Origin of the sequence: Aeromonas bestiarum, assembly GCF_000819745.1 — a bacterium.
GTDB classification, from domain to species: domain Bacteria; phylum Pseudomonadota; class Gammaproteobacteria; order Enterobacterales; family Aeromonadaceae; genus Aeromonas; species Aeromonas bestiarum.
In genome coordinates this window covers 39,398-56,137 of sequence record NZ_CDDA01000030.1, presented here as the reverse complement: position 1 = coordinate 56,137, position 16,740 = coordinate 39,398, and the positions used below count along the sequence as shown (strand labels likewise).

Annotated in this window: 17 protein-coding genes and 1 riboswitch; of the genes, 7 read left to right on the top strand and 10 right to left on the bottom strand. The window is 63.1% G+C overall.

Features of this window, described 5'->3' with window-relative positions:
• The first annotated feature begins 125 nt into the window (after positions 1-125).
• Positions 126-578, top strand: coding sequence for a hypothetical protein (locus BN1118_RS15345; RefSeq protein WP_043556940.1), 453 nt, complete (start codon positions 126-128; stop codon positions 576-578).
• Positions 579-828: 250 nt separating this feature from the next.
• On the opposite strand, the gene BN1118_RS15340 is transcribed toward BN1118_RS15345, so the two are convergent.
• Positions 829-1,410: a hypothetical protein gene (locus BN1118_RS15340; RefSeq protein ID WP_043141343.1), complete on the bottom strand. Its 582-nt coding sequence runs from the start codon at positions 1,408-1,410 to the stop codon at positions 829-831.
• Between the two features lie 196 nt (positions 1,411-1,606).
• Between BN1118_RS15340 and BN1118_RS15335 the strand changes: the two genes are divergently transcribed.
• Complete coding sequence (locus BN1118_RS15335; RefSeq protein WP_084214144.1) at positions 1,607-2,782, top strand: iron-containing alcohol dehydrogenase; 1,176 nt, start codon at positions 1,607-1,609, stop codon at positions 2,780-2,782.
• A 158-nt stretch (positions 2,783-2,940) separates the two neighbouring features.
• Here the strand turns inward: BN1118_RS15335 and BN1118_RS15330 are convergent, their stop codons facing one another.
• The 3 genes from BN1118_RS15330 to BN1118_RS21850 all read right to left on the bottom strand — a co-directional run bounded on the left by BN1118_RS15330 (position 2,941) and on the right by BN1118_RS21850 (position 5,281).
• Entirely contained in the window at positions 2,941-3,567 is a 627-nt protein-coding gene (locus BN1118_RS15330) for a glutathione S-transferase family protein (protein ID WP_043556939.1), read from the bottom strand.
• Positions 3,568-3,677: 110 nt separating this feature from the next.
• Positions 3,678-4,946, bottom strand: a complete 1,269-nt coding sequence (locus BN1118_RS15325; protein ID WP_043556938.1) for an O-acetylhomoserine aminocarboxypropyltransferase/cysteine synthase family protein — start codon at positions 4,944-4,946, stop codon at positions 3,678-3,680.
• A gap of 158 nt (positions 4,947-5,104) precedes the next feature.
• Complete coding sequence (locus BN1118_RS21850; protein WP_080689099.1) at positions 5,105-5,281, bottom strand: hypothetical protein; 177 nt, start codon at positions 5,279-5,281, stop codon at positions 5,105-5,107.
• 100 nt (positions 5,282-5,381) lie between these two features.
• On the opposite strand from BN1118_RS21850, the gene sgrR reads away from it, so the two are divergent.
• From sgrR to BN1118_RS15310, 3 genes are read left to right on the top strand one after another with little or no spacing between them, the layout of a single operon-like run.
• Positions 5,382-7,124, top strand: a complete 1,743-nt coding sequence (gene sgrR / locus BN1118_RS15320; protein ID WP_043556937.1) for an HTH-type transcriptional regulator SgrR — start codon at positions 5,382-5,384, stop codon at positions 7,122-7,124.
• A gap of 50 nt (positions 7,125-7,174) precedes the next feature.
• Positions 7,175-7,570 (top strand): acyl-CoA thioesterase, encoded by a 396-nt coding sequence (locus BN1118_RS15315; protein WP_043140443.1) that lies wholly within the window; start codon positions 7,175-7,177, stop codon positions 7,568-7,570.
• Between the two features lie 31 nt (positions 7,571-7,601).
• The gene (locus BN1118_RS15310; protein WP_043556936.1) at positions 7,602-8,315 is read left to right on the top strand and encodes a hypothetical protein; all 714 of its coding nucleotides are present in this window, start codon (positions 7,602-7,604) and stop codon (positions 8,313-8,315) included.
• A 147-nt stretch (positions 8,316-8,462) separates the two neighbouring features.
• On the opposite strand, the gene BN1118_RS15305 is transcribed toward BN1118_RS15310, so the two are convergent.
• Positions 8,463-9,221 carry a lipase secretion chaperone gene (locus BN1118_RS15305; protein WP_043556935.1) on the bottom strand — a complete coding sequence of 253 codons (759 nt, stop codon included), beginning with the start codon at positions 9,219-9,221 and terminating at the stop codon, positions 8,463-8,465.
• Positions 9,218-10,129 carry a lipase family alpha/beta hydrolase gene (locus BN1118_RS15300; protein ID WP_043556934.1) on the bottom strand — a complete coding sequence of 304 codons (912 nt, stop codon included), beginning with the start codon at positions 10,127-10,129 and terminating at the stop codon, positions 9,218-9,220. The genes BN1118_RS15305 and BN1118_RS15300 overlap by 4 nt, the downstream gene beginning before the upstream one ends.
• A gap of 289 nt (positions 10,130-10,418) precedes the next feature.
• Here BN1118_RS15300 and BN1118_RS15295 point away from each other — a divergent pair, with 289 nt between their 5' ends.
• Together BN1118_RS15295 and BN1118_RS15290 are read left to right on the top strand one after the other, a co-directional pair.
• On the top strand, positions 10,419-10,844 hold the full coding sequence (locus BN1118_RS15295) for a hypothetical protein (protein WP_043557062.1): 426 nt from the start codon (positions 10,419-10,421) through the stop codon (positions 10,842-10,844).
• Between the two features lie 21 nt (positions 10,845-10,865).
• Complete coding sequence (locus tag BN1118_RS15290) at positions 10,866-11,480, top strand: superoxide dismutase (RefSeq protein ID WP_043556933.1); 615 nt, start codon at positions 10,866-10,868, stop codon at positions 11,478-11,480.
• Positions 11,481-11,552: 72 nt separating this feature from the next.
• On the opposite strand, the gene BN1118_RS15285 is transcribed toward BN1118_RS15290, so the two are convergent.
• The 4 genes from BN1118_RS15285 to BN1118_RS22155 form a co-directional block, all read right to left on the bottom strand.
• A complete protein-coding gene (locus BN1118_RS15285; RefSeq protein WP_043556932.1) occupies positions 11,553-12,539 on the bottom strand; it encodes a SanA/YdcF family protein in 987 nt (328 codons plus the stop codon).
• A gap of 171 nt (positions 12,540-12,710) precedes the next feature.
• On the bottom strand, positions 12,711-15,458 hold the full coding sequence (locus tag BN1118_RS15280) for a collagenase (RefSeq protein WP_043556931.1): 2,748 nt from the start codon (positions 15,456-15,458) through the stop codon (positions 12,711-12,713).
• Between the two features lie 480 nt (positions 15,459-15,938).
• Complete coding sequence (locus BN1118_RS15275; RefSeq protein WP_043556930.1) at positions 15,939-16,262, bottom strand: fimbrial protein; 324 nt, start codon at positions 16,260-16,262, stop codon at positions 15,939-15,941.
• Between the two features lie 93 nt (positions 16,263-16,355).
• A riboswitch (cyclic di-GMP riboswitch) is annotated at positions 16,356-16,442 on the bottom strand.
• 18 nt (positions 16,443-16,460) lie between these two features.
• A partial coding sequence (locus BN1118_RS22155) for a hypothetical protein (protein ID WP_209428880.1) occupies positions 16,461-16,740 on the bottom strand: 280 nt, incomplete at its 5' end.

The window sequence follows — 16,740 nt, the reverse complement described above, 5'->3', positions numbered from 1 at the left end:
TCTGCACCAATTTGGCAAGTTGGCCTGCAACTTGCTGGTTTTATTGCCAATGATGGGGCCTGGCGCCTCATGCCATCGAATCAGCGACCTCGTCATGCCGGATCGGCATGCAGACTGGAGCCCCCATGGATATCAAACCCTACAGCCAGCAGCTTGCCCAGAGTGCGTCCAATTCCCGCGCCCTCGCCACCCTCAGCGGTGCCGAAGGGGGTCAGGGGGGCGGCTGGGAAGATCTGGTCAACCTCTCCTCCCAGCGGCTGACCAGCAAGGCCCAGCAGACGCTCACCTATGAGCACCTGGCCAAGAACAGCAAGTTGCCGCAAGCGCTGGACATCAGTTCAGACAAGGGGGGCGTGATGCAGCAACTGGTGGACAAGGCGCTGGGGTTTGATCGCAAAAAATTCAACGAGATAGAAGACAAGCTCAAGGAGATCGCCGACAACAAGCAGCTCTCTGCCGAGGAGCGCGAGCAGCAGAGCAAGGCCTTGAACGAGCAGCGGGACGCCATGCTGCAGGATGCCATGGATCGCCTCACCGGCAAGAAGAGCGAGCCAAAGGAAGAGACCAAGAGCGCCTGAGTGATGGCCTGCGCGACTCGAACGGCAATCCGTAGTCGTCGGGGGCAAGCCGTTGCCCCTGTCTGGGCGTCATGGCCGGGTTGATGGCCTGGCAACGTATGGGCAGGCTGGCGCCACAAAAGAGGCAGTAAAAAAGGGAGGGCGGATGCCGTTCCCTTTTTGATCGGGCTGAGCCTGCCAGTGCGGCCCAGGCTGCGCCGGCAGGGGATTCGCTGCTTATTTTTTCTCGGACACTATTTTTTTTCGGGTACTATTTTTTCTCGGGCACTATGCCGATGCCCACCGCCTGGGTCTGGACGGCCTTGATCTGATCCCCCTTGGCGATCAGGGCAAACTGCGCCGGGTTGTGCACCTTGAGCACCAGGGTGTGATCCACCCCCTTGACCGTGACCGTCTGCTGCGCCTTGTCGACGGCGATGACGTCCCCGTACAGTGTGACCTTGACGCCAACCCCGGCCCCCGGTTTCTGGCCCGCGGCGGCCTTGTCCGCATCCACCTCGACGACGCGCTGTCTGACGCCTGCCGTGCCCTTGAGCAGTTCCAGATCCAGCATCTGCAGGTATTTCAGCGCCACCACGTCGCCGACCTTGAGGTTTTGCAGGTTGGTGACCTGCTCACCTGCGACTATGTCGAACGCCTCACCTGCGGCATTCGTCAGGCTGACCTTGCGGCTCGCCATGTCGATGGCGGTCACCGTCGCCTGGGCGGTCACGGCTTCCACCAGATTGGCCTTGCCCGGGGCGGTCGCGACTTCGGTGACCACCTCGGCGGCTTGCACCAGACAGGTCGAGAGGGAGAGCAGACCGGCAATCCATGCATGCTTCAGTTTCATGTTTCAGACCTTATGACGGGAAAATGAGGATGAGAGGGGGTGGGCATGTGGGTCCTGATGGGGCATGGCACCGCCTTCCTGACAGACCATAGCAGAGCCGCGCCTGGCCACCCCGCCGGACTCGAACGCAATGCGTTTTTTGATAGCCAGCTCCCGTTTTTTGACCTCATGACGCCACAGGCGCACAATTCCCTGCATGCATTCAAGCGAGGGCTCTGCCGTGTACAACTTCCAATATGCCAATCCTACCCGCGTCTGTTTCGGTGAAGGCCAGATCGCCAGCCTGCCCGATCTGATCCCGGCGGGCAGCCGTCTGCTGGTGCTCTACGGCGGCGGCAGCATCAAGCAGAACGGCGTCTATGAGCAACTGACCCAGGCATTGGCGGGGAGGGATTGGCAGGAGTTCCCCGGTATCGGCGCCAACCCCCAGTACGATCAGCTGATGGAGGCGGTGGCGCTGGTCAAGCGCGAGCGCATCGACTTCCTGCTGGCGGTCGGCGGCGGATCCGTGGTGGATGGCACCAAGTTCGTGGCCGCCGCGGCCTGCTTCGAGGGGGCGGATCCCTGGGAGATATTGCTGCACAAGGCACCCGTCAAGGCGGCGCTGCCCCTGGGCTGCGTGCTGACCCTGCCCGCCACCGGCTCGGAGAGCAACCCCGCCGCCGTGGTGAGCCGGGGGGAGGCCAAGCTCTCCTTCATGAATCCGCTGGTGCAACCCGTGTTTGCGGTGCTGGATCCCGCCACCACCTACAGCCTGCCCACCCGTCAGATCGGCAACGGGGTGGTGGATGCCTTCGTCCACATCATAGAGCAGTACCTCACCTTCCCGGTGGGGGGCGAGGTGCAGGACAGGCTGGCGGAAGGCTTGCTGCAGGTGCTGGTGGATAACGGCCCCAAGGCGCTGGTGGATCCCACCAACTACCAGGTGCGTGCCAACCTGATGTGGGCCGCCAGCCTAGCGCTCAACGGCCTCATCGGTCGCGGTGTGCCGCAGGACTGGTCCACCCATGCCATCGGCCACCAGCTCACCGCGCTGCACGGGCTGGATCATGCCCAGAGCCTGGCTGTGGTGCTGCCCTCCCTGCTGCGTGAGCAATCGGCCCAGAAGCAGGAGAAGCTGGCCCAGTTCGCCGAGCGGGTCTGGCATTCGAGCCGGGAGGACAAGGCGCTGCGCATCGAGGAGGCCATCATCCGCACCGAACAATTCTTCCGGCAGATGGGGGTGGGCACCCGTCTCGCCGACTACGGTCTGAGCGAGAGCTGCATCCCTGGCATCTGCTCCAACCTCAAGCGTTTCGGCCTGACCGCGCTGGGGGAGCAGCAGGACATAGATCCGGACAAGGTCGCCAGGATCCTGTCACATGCCCTTTAAGTCTGGGGTTCCAGCTCCGGGTGAAGGATAGATCCGGGCAATATAGTAGCGAGGGTCCTTTCCCACAGGCTCTGAGCATTTGGCTGACGAGCTGAAAAGAAAACGCCCCGATTGTCGGGGCGTTTTGCATTCCGGGGTGAGGCGCTGAGGGCAGAGGATCAGGCGCCCAGATCCAGCTCACGCTCCAGTGTCGCGGCCTTCTGGCGGGCCGGATGGGTATTGAGGCGTTCCCAGTAGGTTTTCAGGTGCGGGAAGTGTGCCAGCTGGCCGCTCTGGGCCAGCAGATCCACCAGGAAGGAGTTCATGATGTCGGCGCCGGAGAGACGGTCCCCCACCAGATAGTGGCGGCTTGCCAGCACCTGGTTCAGATAACCCAGCACCTTGGCGCACTCCGCTTTAGCGTAGTCCGGCAGGAAGCGCATCGGGCTGCCGTCCTTGCGCACGAACATGTCGAGCAGCAGCGGCAGTATGCCGGAGCTCTCGGCAAAGTGGATCCACTGCAGGTATTCGGGGTAGTCGGGGCTATCCTGAGCTGGCGTCAGCCGCTCGGGGGCGTGGCGGGCAATCAGGTACTCTGTGATGGCGCCGGATTCCGCCAGCACGCGTCCTTCCAGCTCGATGACAGGCGACTTGCCGAGGGGGTGGATGGCTTTCAGCTCGGGCGGCGCCAGAAAGGTGGTGGCATCGCGCTGGTAGGCCTTGATCTGGTAGGGCAAGCCCAGCTCTTCGAGCAGCCAGATGATGCGTTGGGAGCGGGATTTGTTCAGGTGGTGCAGGATTATCATTGGAACCTCGATTCGGTGGCAGGAGTCGGTATACGCGTCGGGGAGGTGACTGGTTCACCGGTATGGAGAAATCAAGAGAGCGGGCAGTGCCCGCTCTCTCGTTGGCTGACTTAGGCCTCCAGCGCCTGATCCAGATCCGCCAATATGTCCTCGATCGCTTCTATCCCCACAGACAAGCGGATCATCTCCGGCTTGACCCCGGCCCTGACCTGTTCCTCCTCGCTCAGCTGGCGATGGGTGGTGGAGGCGGGGTGGCAGGCCAGCGACTTGGCGTCGCCGATATTGACCAGCCGCTTGAAGATCTTGAGCGCATCGTAGAAGCGCACCCCCGCCTCATAGCCCTCCTTCAAGCCGAACGAAAGGATGGCCGACGGCCGGCCCCCCATGTACTTCTCCGCCAGCAGATAGTGGGGATGTCCCGGCAGACCGGCGTAGCTGACCCAGGCTACTTTCGGGTGATGCTTGAGGTGGTGGGCGACCTGAAGGGCGTTGTCCACGTGGCGCTCCATGCGCAGGCTCAGGGTTTCAAGCCCCTGCAGCAGCAGGAAGGCGTTCATGGGGGCCAGCGCCGCGCCGGTATTGCGCAGCGGCACTGTGCGCACCCGGCCGATAAAGGCGGCGGGGCCGAAGGCTTGTGTGTAGACCACACCGTGGTAGGAGGGCTCTGGCTGGGTGAGCTGGGGGAAGCGTTCGGCGTTATCCGCCCAGGGGAACTTGCCCGAGTCGACGATGACGCCGCCCAGCGAGTTGCCGTGGCCGCCGACATATTTGGTCAGGCTGTGCACCACGATATCGGCGCCGTGTTCTATGGGTTTGCACAGCACCGGCGTGGCGACCGTGTTGTCGACGATGAGGGGTACGCCACGGGCGTGGGCCACCTTGGCGAAGGCGGCCAGGTCGACTATGTTGCCTGCCGGGTTGCCTATGCTCTCGCAGTAGACCGCCTTGGTCTTGTCGTCGATGAGGGCGGCGATGGCCTCGGCGCTGTCATCCCTGGCGAAGCGCACCTCGACCCCGAAGCTCGGCAGCATGTGGGCGAACAGTGTGTAGGTGCCACCATAGAGCTGGGGGGTGGAGACTATGTTGTCACCGGCGGCGGTCAGCGCCTGGATGGCGTAGGTGATGGCGGCGGAACCCGCCGAGACCACCAGACCGGCAATGCCCCCCTCCAGCGCGGCCATCCGCTGTTCCAGCACGTCATTGGTGGGGTTCATGATGCGGGTATAGATGTTGCCAGGCACCGCCAGATTGAACAGGTCCGCCCCGTGCTGGGCGCTGTCGAACTCGTAGGCCACCGTCTGGTAGATGGGTACTGCGACGGCCTTGGTGGTGGGGTCGTGGGAAAAGCCGTGGTGCAGGGCCAGGGTCGCATCTTTCATCACACACTCCTTGTTGGATGTTGCTGGGTAGCAGTTATAGATGGATAGACGTCCAATCTATCAGGCCCAGCGCCGATGTAAACCACCCAATCCGGCAAAGCAATTGCGCCCGCTGACGATATGCGTCTCCCTTGAGCGCTCCGTGCAAGGGATGGCACTCAGAGACGGCGACGATACTCCCGATCGTCTATCTGGTGCATGTCCCACTGCATCAGGCGGTTGAGCTGACTCATGGGATCCTCGATCAGGGTCAGCGGCCTGGGCAGGATCCGCTTGAAGTAACGGCGCAGGATCTGCTGGATCCGGTTCGGTTTGATGGGGTTGGCGTGGCTCATGATGGTGCTCCTCTGCTGTGGTTCTCACGTTCGCCAGCAGTATTGAGCTAAAATGCGGAAGTAAAAACTGATGACTTACAGCAACAGGATTTCCTCTTTTATGCCGACCGGTCGCCTCTACCAGCAGTTTCAACGACTCGCCCAGCAGCTTGGCTGCGATGAGCGGGAGACAAGCCTCGCCGAGGTGGCGGATCTGCTCTGCTGCACCCCGCGCAACGCGCGCCTGCTGCTGCGCCGCATGCAGGATCAGGGCTGGCTCAGCTGGTCGGCCGAAGCGGGGCGGGGGCGGCGCTCCCGGCTGGTGCTGCTCGACAGCCAGGAGAGCCTGACCCGGCGCCGGCTGCGGGAGCTGCTGAGTCAGGGCCAGCTGGCGCAGGCGGTACGGCTGGCGGAGGGGCGGTTGGATCTGCTCACACCGCTGCTGATCGAGCAGCTCGGCCAGGCCACCCGGGAGGGGCGCCAGATCCTGCGGGTGCCCTACTATCGTCCGCTGCCCCAGCTGTTGCCCACGGATCCGCTGCGTCGCTCCGAAATTCACCTGAGCCGGCAGATCTTCAACGGCCTGACCCGACGAAATGAGGAAAATGGGGAAATCGAGGGGGATCTCGCCCACCACTGGGAATGCCTAGCCCCCTGTCACTGGCGCTTCTATCTGAGGCCGGCCGTGCGTTTTCACCACGGCCGCGAGCTGGGAGTGGAGGACGTGATGGAGAGCCTGCTGGCCTTGCGCGATCGTCCGCTGTTCGCCCATCTGGCCCGGCTGGAGAGCCATTGGCCGCGCACCCTGGATATGTATCTCGACAGTCCGGATCCCCTGCTGCCCCATCTGCTGGCCGAGCCGGTGGCCGCCATCTTGCCGCGTGAACTCAAGGGTGAGGCGGGTTTTGCCCTGCAGCCGGTCGGCACTGGCCCCTACCGGGTGACCACCAACGATCCCCTGCACCTCTGTCTGGCGGCCTTCGACGACTACTTCGGCCTGCGCGCCCTGCTTGACGAGATCGACATCTGGATGTTGCCTGAGCTGGCGGATCGGCTGGAGAGCCACCTGCAGCTGGGACGCGACAGCCCCGAGCTCGGCACCATGCGCGGCGAGTCCGAGCTGGAATCGGGCTGCTACTTCCTGCTGCAGGACGACAGATCCGGATCCTTGCAGGATCCCGCCCTGCGCCAGTGGCTGGCCCACCTGCTCAACCCCATAGCCCTGATGGCGCGGGTCGCCCCCGAGTTGCAGCGGGGCTGGACCAGCGCGCTGGGCCTCTTGCCCCACTGGCGCGAGGCCTTGCCCGCGCCGTTGCCAAAGCCGGCGCAGTTGCCGACGACACTGGTGCTGGCCTGTTTCAACCAGCATCTGGAGTTCAACGAGTGCGCCGGGGCCATGAGCAGCCTGCTGGCGGAACAAGGCATACGGCTGGAGGTGCGCACCCTGGATTACGGCCGCTGGGTGAGCGGGGCGGATGAGGATGTGGATCTCTGGCTCGGCACTCTCAACCTGGAGCACGAGCACGCCTTCGCCCCCTACGCCTGGCTGCTGGGCACGCCGCTGCTGCGTCAGGTGTGGGCAAGCCAGCGGCCCCTGTGGCAGGGTCTGACGCAGTGGCGTGCCAGTGGTGAAGAGCCGGGCCCGCGCGCCCTGCTGGCCCGGGTGCAGCAACAGGGCTGGTTCGTGCCCCTGTTCCACCACTGGCTGGAGCTGGAGAGCCGGGTCGGCGTGCACGGGGTGCGCATGACGGCGCTCGGCTGGTTCGATTTTCGCAGTGCCTGGCTGAGGCCCGAGCTGGCCGAGAGCGAGGCGGGCAAAGCGGGCGGCAGCTCCCGCCCCGAGACAGGGGAGCTTGAGTCCTGACGCGGGCCGCGTTAGCCTGAGCGCGGTCCAACGACAAGGAGTCGATATTCATGCTGGAAATGCAGATCCAACCCCGTTTTCAAGAGACTGATGCCCTCGGCCACATCAACAATACGGTGCCGGCGGTCTGGTTCGAAGCGGCCCGGGATCCCCTGTTTCGCATCTTCTCCCCCGAGCTGGATGTGCACAACTGGCACCTGATCATCGCGGGCTATACGGTGCAGTTCAAACGGGAGCTGTTTTATGGCCAGCAGGTATCGATCAAAACCGGGGTGCGTCGCATCGGCTCCAGCTCCTTCACGCTCTGGCAGGAAGCCTGGCAGGGCGGCGAGCTGGCGGTGACCGCCGAGACGACCCTGATCCATTTTGACTACCAGACCCGCCAGTCCCTGCCCCTGAGTGACAAGCACAGGGAGGGGCTGCGGGCCTGGTTGATAGAGAGTTAACCTTGGCCTTTCGGCCAATCACAGGACACTTATGCGCAATACCGTGATCGCCCTGAGCCTAGGCTTGGGGCTGGGGCTCTGTTCCCTGCCTTCCGTGGCTGCTTCCCTCGCAGAGCAGTTCACCCTGATGGAGCGGGGGGCCGAGAGCGCCCTCGACACTCGCCTGTTCAGCCACGATGGCGTCGACATCAAGGCCTGGATCGATGGTTCCCCCGTCATCATAGCCGTGCCCATCATGAACGAGCAGGGCAAGCTGGAAGGGGAGAGCCGCTACTACTTCAAGGGTGGCAAGCTGTTCGGGGTGAAGGAGCCTGCGGCCCAGTTTGCCTTCGATGACAAGGGGACGCTCACCCGGTGGCTGGATGACAAGGGCCAGCCGGCCGAGTTTGTCAGCAAGATGAGCATGCAGCAGCGCGAGGCCTGGCTCACCAAGCGGGCCGCCGAGCTGGCCAAACTGTTTGCCCAGAGCCCGGCCGAGCAGAAGGCGGCCAAGGGGGGCGTCAAGCTGAAGGGGGCGGATCTCGCCCACTGGCTCTGCAATGGCAAGCTGATGGATCTCGCCAGAGGGGACAAGGTGATCTTCGAGCAGGCAAAGCTGAAGATTGCCGAACAGGGCGTAGAGGGGGAAGTGTCCCTGCGTCAGGACAAGGGGTGGCAGGATCTCTGCCTCAAGTGCGAGGTGCAGGGCACGCAAGTGACCCGCCTCACCTGGCAGCCGCTGCCGGGAGCCAACAAGCCGCAATGATCGCGGTTGCAGCATGAAACAAGGGGGCCGTCGGGGCCCCCTTGTCGTTGTGGTCTATTCCCCTCCTGGCAGCCGCTGCCGGGGGCCAACAAGCCGCAATAAGCATGGTTGCAGCAAAGCGAGGGGGCCCAGATGTGGGCCCCCTTTTCATTGCGGCGACGACTCGCCCAGCTTGAGCCGGGTGAGAGCCTCCACCCGCCGCCATTGCTCGGCGGGAAACCAGCGCGCCAGTATCTCCTGCTGCTGCTCGGCTCGATCCAGGGTGGGCAGGGGCTTGAGTTCGGCCAGGTAGCCCGCCAGCTGTCGTTCGAACCCTTGTTGGCCCTGCTCCAGCTGATGCAGCCGATCCACCGCCTCAGGCCCCAGCCTCTCCAGCAGCACGGCGTCGCGCTCGGCGGGCGCCAGTGGCTCCAGCGCCTGCAGATCGCTGAGCAGGCGGCTGTTGGCCTCGGCCTCCCTGAACCACTGGGGCTGTTCCGCCAGCCAGAGATCGAGCTCATCGGCCAGCATCTTTTTGTCGGCCTCGCTCGTCTCTGCCAGCGCCTTGCGGCGCAGGGTCCACTGCTCCATCAACCTGTCCTCGGCAAACAGCTGCTCCTGCTCGGCCGGGGTGAAGCTCTGCTGGCGCAGCTGCTCGCGCTCGTCAAACAACACCTGCAGACTGGCGAGGCCCGGATCCGCCGGCACCGTCAGGCTGCCTTCCGCCGCCAGAAAGCTCTGGTAGCGGGCCAGCAGTTCGTCCTCCGCGTTCGTTTCTCCCTGTTCCAGACGCTGGGCCAGCTGATGGCGCAGGGCCCCCTGTTCGGGGGCTGCCGTCAGATCTGGCGGCGAGTCGGGCCAGAACAGGACGGCCCCCAGCAGCAGGGCCGACCCCAAAGGGACGGCGATCCGCAGGGATCTTTTCATAGCCCCAGCCCCTGCAAGCGATTGGCGTGCTGGCGATAGAGGGTGACAGGATCGGTTTCAAACAGGTGGTGGATGCCGAACGACTGGTTCACCTCGTCCAGATGGTTCATCCGGTAGCCGGTGCCGATCACCTTGCCGAGGTGGCTGCTGCACACCCCGACCAGACCGTCGTTGGGCTCGCTGAAGAAGGTGCCGGTGAGGGCCAGCGCGGGATCCACCGGATCCAGTATGTTGGTCATGTTGCCGCGCCCGCTCCAGGAGAAGTAGTAGACCCCGTTGGCGGCCTGCAGCGGCCCGTCACCGCAATATTGGCCGGGCAATCCCTCTGGGTAGCGCTGGTTGAAGCGCTGGGCTCCCGAGCTGGTCAGGGCATCGAGGGCGGCGAGGGGATCCTGCGGCAGCTGGCTGCCGCCGGAGAGCAGCGAGATGACCCCGGACAGCGCCGAGGCGGCGGCCACCGCCAGCTTCTCGGCCATCGAGCCAGGTGCCACCTTGGCGCGGACCAGATCGGCGATCTCCGAGCCATAGTTGACCCCTCCCACGCTGGTGGCGGAGGCGACCAGCTCGGGGGCGACCGAGGCGACGTAGCGTATGGTGGGGCCGCCGTGGGAGTGGCCGATGAGGTTGACCTTGTCGGCACCAGTGATGGCGAGCACCTGCTGCACCTGCTTGAGCAGCTGTTCACCGCGCAGCTCCGAGCTTTCGGTGGCGGAGACCTGCGCCACGTAGACCCGGGCGCCATCCCGGGTCAGCGCCTGGGGGATCCCGTAGAAGTAATCGACCCCGAGCAACCTGTCGAAGCCGAACAGCCCGTGCACCAGCACTATGGGGTAGCGGGTCTGGGTATAACCTGCCGCCTGGCCCAGCATGGGCAGGGCGCACAGCAGCACCAATAGCCATCTTTTCATCTTGTCCATCCTTGTGAATAAGGTTGCCGCAGCGGCAACCACCGGCCTCATGCCAGTACCGACCAGCATGACGGAGCGGGACGTTTGCATCTGTGCAAATGATCACCAAACAGACAGATTCAAAAAAGCCCTACCCATATGGGCAGGGCTGTTGGCGGTGCCGGCACAAGTATCCCTTGTGTTCGGCCCTTACATAAGTTAAATAATAATTATTATCATTTGAGTGGTCAGGATCATGACGGGAACCTGGGTGAAGGGATGGGTCGGCACGAGCGACGCGGACAGCAGCATGGTGCACTGGAAAGTGCAGACCCTGAGTGGCAATCGCCACTTCGATGCCGGCGAGCACGCCAAGGCGCTCTCCTATTACCAGCAGGCATTGTGGCTGGCGCGCCAGCAATTCGCCTGCTGGCACGATGCGGACGAGGCGGTGGCCGCGCTGGTGGTGGCCCACCACAATCTGGCGGATCTGCTGGTGGCCATGGCGCTGCCGGAGCGCGCCGCCGATCTGCTGTGCCATATCCACGATTGCCTGCTCGCCACCAGCCAGTCCCCCGCCAGCCCTGTCCCCTTGCGGGATGCCGCCCTGCGCCACACCCGCAGCACCCGTACCGAGCTGCTCGCCTTCGTGCGCAAGCACGGCACCCAGGATGCCATTCAGCGCTGTCTCGGCCAGTGTCTGTGTCAGACCGAGCCCGCCCATCAACTGCATTAATCACAATAAAAAGAGGTGATCATGAGCCATACCCTGCCAGCCCTTGCCTACGGCTACGATGCGCTGGAACCCCACCTGGACGCGCTGACCATGGAGATCCATCACAGCCGTCACCATCAGACCTATATCACCAATCTCAACGCCGCCCTGGCCGAGCTCCCCGAGCTGGCGGCCCTGCCGGTGGATGCGCTGCTTGCCCGCTTCGACAGCCTGCCGGCGCACGTGCAGGGGGCGGTGCGCAATCACGGCGGCGGCCACGCCAACCACAGCCTGTTCTGGCAGGTGATGAGCCCGCAAGGGGGCGGTGAACCGGGCGGCGAGCTGGCCGAGGCGATCAATCGGGATCTGGGCGGACTGGATGCCTTCAGGCAGGCCTTTACCCAGGCGGCGCTGAGCCGGTTTGGCAGCGGCTGGGCCTGGCTGGTGGTGGACAAGGAGGGAAGATTGCGGGTGGAGAGCAGCGCCAACCAGGACAGCCCCCTGATGCAGGGCCAGGTGCCCATACTGGGGCTGGATGTATGGGAGCACGCCTATTACCTCAAGTACCAGAACAAGCGACCCGACTACATAGCCGCGTTTTACAAGGTGATCGACTGGGACGAGGTGGAACGCCGCTATCGTGCCGCGCTGGCATGACCGCCGGCAGGATAGTGCACTCTGCCAAATGAAAGAGACCCGCCTGATGGCGGGTCTCTTGTTTCTCTCTTGTCAGGGGGTCGAAGCGGGGGCCGCACCACTGGCTGCCACGGCCGGATTGGTCGAGAGTGCCGCGCTGGTTGCGGCGGCAGCGCTGGCCGCCTTGGCTGTATCCGCCTCCTTGCTTGCGGTGGCCGCGCTGGTCGATATGGCGGAGCTGGCGGTGAGCGCGGCGTCAGTGGCGGTGGCTGCACTGGTCGCCGTGGCCGGGCTGGCGGCAGGCGCAACCGGCGGCTTGTGGGTCACGGGCGGGATGGGCAGGCAGGGCTGGCTTGCGCCTATGGTGCTCAGGGCCTGACAAGGGGTGGGGCCACCGATGACGATGGGCTCGCCGAGGAACTTGGGCCCCTTGTCCAGCACGTAGAGGTCGAGCAGCCCCATCAGGCGGGCGAATACCTCGCGTACCCGGGTCTTGATGCCCTGATAGGCGCTGGGATCCTTGGCGTTGAAGCCGACGGCCTCGATGCCGAAGTGGCGGGCGATGAAGATGGCGCGCTCGTTGTGAAAGGCCTGCGACACCACGGTGAAGTGGGCCTGACCAAACACCTCCTTGGCGCGGACTATGGAGTCCAGAGTACGAAAGCCGGCGTAGTCGCTGTAGATGGCCTTGGCCGGGATGCCGGCCTGGATCAGGGCCCGCCGCATCTGGCGCGGCTCGTTGTATTGCACGGTCGCGTTGTCACCGGACACCAGTATGTAGTCCACCTTGCCGTTGTTGTAGAGCTCGGCGGCGGCCTTGATCCTGTACTTGAAGTAGTGGTTCGGACTGCCCCCGATCAGGTACTTGGAGGTGCCCAGCACCAAGGCGACCCGGTTGTAGGGGACTGCATCGACGTCGTCATAGGTGTAATGACGGGCGTCCGAGACGGTCCACTCGCTGTAGCCCAGCAGCATGGCGGCAGATGCCAGCAACAGGCAAAAGCAGGCGAGGAGGATCTTGGCAAACTTCTTCATGCGCGGTGCGGTTCGGGTCTGAAGTAAGAGGTGACAGAGGGTCATTCTATTACAAGTTGCCGCTGCGCGTCAGGCTTGATAGCGGCCGATGGCGTCACTCGGGCAAAGGCTGTCGCATACTGTGGCTGGCTAACCGTTTGATCCGGCACCGATAAAAACCTTTCGTATAAAAACAAGGGGCAGCCGTGGCTGCCCCTTGTCGCTAGCGTCTCATCCTCAGTGGGAGGAGTCGTTCGCCTTGCACTCGTCAGACTCCTTGTTGGCTTCCCACCAGGGCAGCAGATCGCGGCTCAGCCAGCTCTGGTAGGCTTCGCTGTCATTGGCGATCAGCTGATCCAGCTCGGCCTCGAAGGCGCTCATCGCCTGCTGCTGATCCGGGTTGCGCAGGGCCTGGGCCATGGCCAGCCAGCTGGCGCCGCGGCCGGTCTCGTTCAGGAAGCGATGCACCGTATAGGACCAGGAGTAGACCATCTCGCCACCCTTGTCGTAATCCAGGTGCAGTATGTCGGCCAGGCTCGGTCGCTCGGTTGCCGGGCGACCCGAGACGTTGTCCATGCCACGGGCGAAACACTGACCGTGGGCGATGAACTCCGCCAGCCCTTCCGACCACCAGGTGGTGCGGTTGAGCGGGTAGTGACCGAAGCTGCCGTACTGGTTGAAGCGACCATCCAGGTAGTGCACGTACTCGTGGCGCAGGTTCCACACCTGGAAGGCCGGGCGTTTCCACTCCGCCTCATAGGCGAAGAAGCGGGCCTGGTTGCCGGGACGCGCCGGATCCCCTTCGATGTAGATGCCGCCGTTGTCGGTGGAGACGCCGCCAAACAGGGCGCCGCCGTAGCGCTTCCAGTCTGCGGAGGAGTTGAAGATCACCAGCTCCAGCGCCTCGTTGTTGTCATCACTCACCGGCTGCCAGCCTGTTTCCATCTGCTGATGGAACTGCTGCTCCTCGGCGCCCAGCTCGCGGCAGATGCCGTCGGCCTGATCCTGGCTCAGCTCCTGGGCCCGCAGGCGCAGGGTCGGCGAGCAGGTGTGCTCGAACGGCAGCACGTCTTCCATTCGGATCGGGGTGCAGAGTCCGGCAAAGTCACCGCTGATGCAGGCCTCGCTGGTGCGATCCGTGTAGGTCAGGTAGTAGGTGGAGAGGGTCAGTGACATGTCTTCCAGCAGATCCTGACTCTGTTGACCGCCGGGGATCAGGCCGTGATGACGGATGAGCTCGATGACTGAGCCATCCAGCAGCTTGCGATAGCCTTCGCTCTCGTCGGGACGGGTATAACGGGCGACCCGGTAGAGGCGGGTATAGGCATCCAGCACGTTGTTGAGCAGGAACAGATCCTTGCCATCCCGTCCTTGCCACAGCGACAGCTCGCTCATGCCGAGGGCGTGCAGCTGTTTGCGCAGCTCGCCATCCTGCTGGCGGAAGTCGGCGGCGAAGGCGTCGCTATGGTCGCTGGCGAAGTCGAGGAAGTTGAGCAGATCGAACAGACCGGTTGCCCAGGCATGCTGACCATTGATCTCGCTGGCGTGGAGGGTGCTGTAGGCCAGCATCTGGTTGAACTGGCCGAGCAGGGTACCGAACCGGCTCTGCACCGCCGGGCTCTTGAACTGGCCATGCAGGGCTATGCTCCAGGCGCCCATGACGGCTCCGACTTCATCGCTGGCCTGCTCCGGGTAGAGCAGCGGATGGGCGCCGAGCGCGGTCAGCGCCTCGGCCAGTGCCTCGGCGGCGGCCGGGCCGTCTTCCTTGTGTTTGCCGTAGTTGTGATAGTTGTGGGCGCGCACGTATTCCAGCAGCAGCTTCATGGCCGGATGGGCGGGCTGATTGGCCGCCAGCAGGCTCTGGATACCACGGGACACGGCCAGCAGCTTGGTGTCATCGTGGCCATAGTTCTCCTGCCAGACGGGAGCGGGCTGGCCGCTGGCATCCTGCACTATCCTGGCGGCGTCGGCATCCAGCAGATCCGTGCCTGGCTGTTCCGGCTCGGAGCAGGCGCGGCCATCGGCACGGCGGCAGTCGAGCTGCTCCTCCTTGCTGGCCAGCACTATGGGGCGATTGAGTACCCGACTCTCCTGCCACTCGTCGGTTTCCGGCAGTGTCTGCCATTCGCTGCCACCGACCGGGTATTGATAGCCGGTGTCTTTCAGTACTACCTGTACCTCGCTGCCGGCGGGCAGGGTCTGGCGGCAAACCCGGTAGCTGATGGTCTTGTCCCCTTCCTGGCGGGTCTGGGGTTCATCGCACTCCTGCTGTGTCTTGGTCTCGTCCAGCTGCCAGCTGTACTGGCGCCAGACGTGGATCTCGCTCACCTGGCTGGCGGCCTGACTGCCCGCCACGGGTTGCAGGCGGAAGAAGATCTGCTCGAGGCGGCCGTCCCGCTCATTGGGAGTCTCTTCCAGCACACTCAGCTGTTGCCAGTTTTGCGGCTGGTATTGCCAAACTTGCTCGGCGCAGCGCCCCTGGGCATTGAGCTCGCAGCGATCCAGCTCCTGCTCGCTGTGACCCAGTATGATGCGCTCCGCCAGCGGCAGACGATCCTGACGCGGGGCGGTCGGGGTGCCCGTCAGCGGTTCCCAGCGGCCCTGTTTCAGGCCGTAGCCAAAGTCATAACTGCTGGCCGGGATGGCCTTGCCTGCCGGCACCACCTGCTCGCAGCTGAGGTAGCGGATCTGCCAGCCCTGCTCGATCTTGAGCTGCGGCTCGCCGCACTGCTGCTCTGCCTGCGCGGTCAGATTGGCATCGCTCCAGTCGAAGCGGCGGTAGACGCGCAGTTGCTGATAGGGGGCATTGTCATCGCGGGCGCTGAGCTCGTAGGTGACTTCGGTGACGCGATCGCTCAGCTGGCGGCTGGATTCACCGTTCAGCCGGTACTGTTGCCAGTCGGCGGGGGAGTAGTTGGCCAGCGCCGAGGTGGCGAGCAGGCCCGGTGCTGCCAGCAGCAGCAACCTTGTTCCCAGATTGTTCATTTTTATCCCTTTGGATGAGAGTCTGCGTGGTTATCGCGGGCAATGTACTAAGTTCCAAAGGGGTATCAACTCACCAGTCAGGCCATATAAATCATTTATTTAGATTGAATCAAAACAAAGTGAGTGCCATTGGGGGCTCAGTTGATAGCAAGGACTCATCTGCCATCTGGGGGGTATCTCAGCCTTCGGCTGACAAGTGTGATCCACGTCTCGTTTGAGATGTGTTGGCAGTGTGTTGTTGCGACAGTACTAAGAAGGCGATGAAGTGGAAAACCGAGCCGATGCTATGGCTGTGTGGTGAGCCGGATCCTGAGAGGACTTTGCAAGAGAGGAAATGCGAAAGGGGCTGGTGCCGCTAGAGGGCGATGGTTGGATACTAAACAAGCGCTGTGTTCGGCGTGGGCTCCACTTGCTCAGGGGAGGCGAGCAAGTCCGCCCGAGGCAATGAACAGCCCCGGGCTGATGGGATGGCTAACTCGATCAGAGGTAGCTGACGGTCACTATGGCCATCTTGCTGCTGCCGGCAGACAGCTTGTACTGCATGGTGCTGCTGATGGTATTGAGGCTGCCGGCTTGCTGCAGGCTGGCCAGATCCAGGGTCTGGCGCTGGGTGCCCGAATAGCAGGTCACGCTGTTGTCAGCGAAGTCGCAAGGGGCTTCGTAGATGGTTCCGGTGAAGGTCACGCTGCCATCGTAGGCAGAGGCTGTTGCCGGCAACAGAGCGACGCCCAACAGCATGGCTGCGGCGGTAGAAGAGGCAAAACGGATGGCGCTGTTGCGAACGGAAGCGGTGGAAGTGTTCATTTTTATGTCCTTTTCGTCACATGTCGTTGTACGAAAAGGGCAACGCAATCAAAGAGAATGACACAGATACAACTGATGACATCGCTCTTCTCAGATGGCAGCTCCGCTGTCTTAGGTATTTAAACCCTTAGACCGGTGGCTTTGCGTCCCGACCTTTCGACCGGTTTGCCCTTTACTCTATGTTTAGATGATAACACCCTACTTTGAGAAATCAATCAGCATAAAAAAGCATGAGATATGGGTCACAGATAGCAGGAATAATAAATGTCTACGTGGGATATATATTGTTGACCTACTGCGGGAATGGCGTTGTTGAGTGTCAACATCATTGTCATAACACAGCGCGACAGTGAAAACACCCTTATCTATTGCGCCATGTCGGACTTTAATCATCAGGTTATTCATCCCAGGCATGGAACAGCGGCCATTTACTGCTTGTATGCCATGGGCTGTCATTATGATTACCTGATTACCTGAT

Bases quoted from the DNA above. Each gene is read 5' to 3' on its own strand.
- BN1118_RS15300 (WP_043556934.1), bottom strand. From the start codon at position 10,129: ATGAAAAGATGGCTATTGGTGCTGCTGTGCGCCCTGCCCATGCTGGGC.
- BN1118_RS15345 (WP_043556940.1), top strand. From the start codon at position 126: ATGGATATCAAACCCTACAGCCAGCAGCTTGCCCAGAGTGCGTCCAAT.
- BN1118_RS15295 (WP_043557062.1), top strand. From the start codon at position 10,419: ATGGTGCACTGGAAAGTGCAGACCCTGAGTGGCAATCGCCACTTCGAT.
- BN1118_RS15310 (WP_043556936.1), top strand. From the start codon at position 7,602: ATGCGCAATACCGTGATCGCCCTGAGCCTAGGCTTGGGGCTGGGGCTC.
- BN1118_RS15315 (WP_043140443.1), top strand. From the start codon at position 7,175: ATGCTGGAAATGCAGATCCAACCCCGTTTTCAAGAGACTGATGCCCTC.
- BN1118_RS15275 (WP_043556930.1), bottom strand. From the start codon at position 16,262: ATGAACACTTCCACCGCTTCCGTTCGCAACAGCGCCATCCGTTTTGCC.
- BN1118_RS15285 (WP_043556932.1), bottom strand. From the start codon at position 12,539: ATGACCCTCTGTCACCTCTTACTTCAGACCCGAACCGCACCGCGCATG.
- BN1118_RS21850 (WP_080689099.1), bottom strand. From the start codon at position 5,281: ATGAGCCACGCCAACCCCATCAAACCGAACCGGATCCAGCAGATCCTG.
- BN1118_RS15280 (WP_043556931.1), bottom strand. From the start codon at position 15,458: ATGAACAATCTGGGAACAAGGTTGCTGCTGCTGGCAGCACCGGGCCTG.
- sgrR (WP_043556937.1), top strand. From the start codon at position 5,382: ATGCCGACCGGTCGCCTCTACCAGCAGTTTCAACGACTCGCCCAGCAG.
- BN1118_RS15335 (WP_084214144.1), top strand. From the start codon at position 1,607: ATGCATTCAAGCGAGGGCTCTGCCGTGTACAACTTCCAATATGCCAAT.
- BN1118_RS15340 (WP_043141343.1), bottom strand. From the start codon at position 1,410: ATGAAACTGAAGCATGCATGGATTGCCGGTCTGCTCTCCCTCTCGACC.
- BN1118_RS15330 (WP_043556939.1), bottom strand. From the start codon at position 3,567: ATGATAATCCTGCACCACCTGAACAAATCCCGCTCCCAACGCATCATC.
- BN1118_RS15305 (WP_043556935.1), bottom strand. From the start codon at position 9,221: ATGAAAAGATCCCTGCGGATCGCCGTCCCTTTGGGGTCGGCCCTGCTG.
- BN1118_RS15325 (WP_043556938.1), bottom strand. From the start codon at position 4,946: ATGAAAGATGCGACCCTGGCCCTGCACCACGGCTTTTCCCACGACCCC.
- BN1118_RS15290 (WP_043556933.1), top strand. From the start codon at position 10,866: ATGAGCCATACCCTGCCAGCCCTTGCCTACGGCTACGATGCGCTGGAA.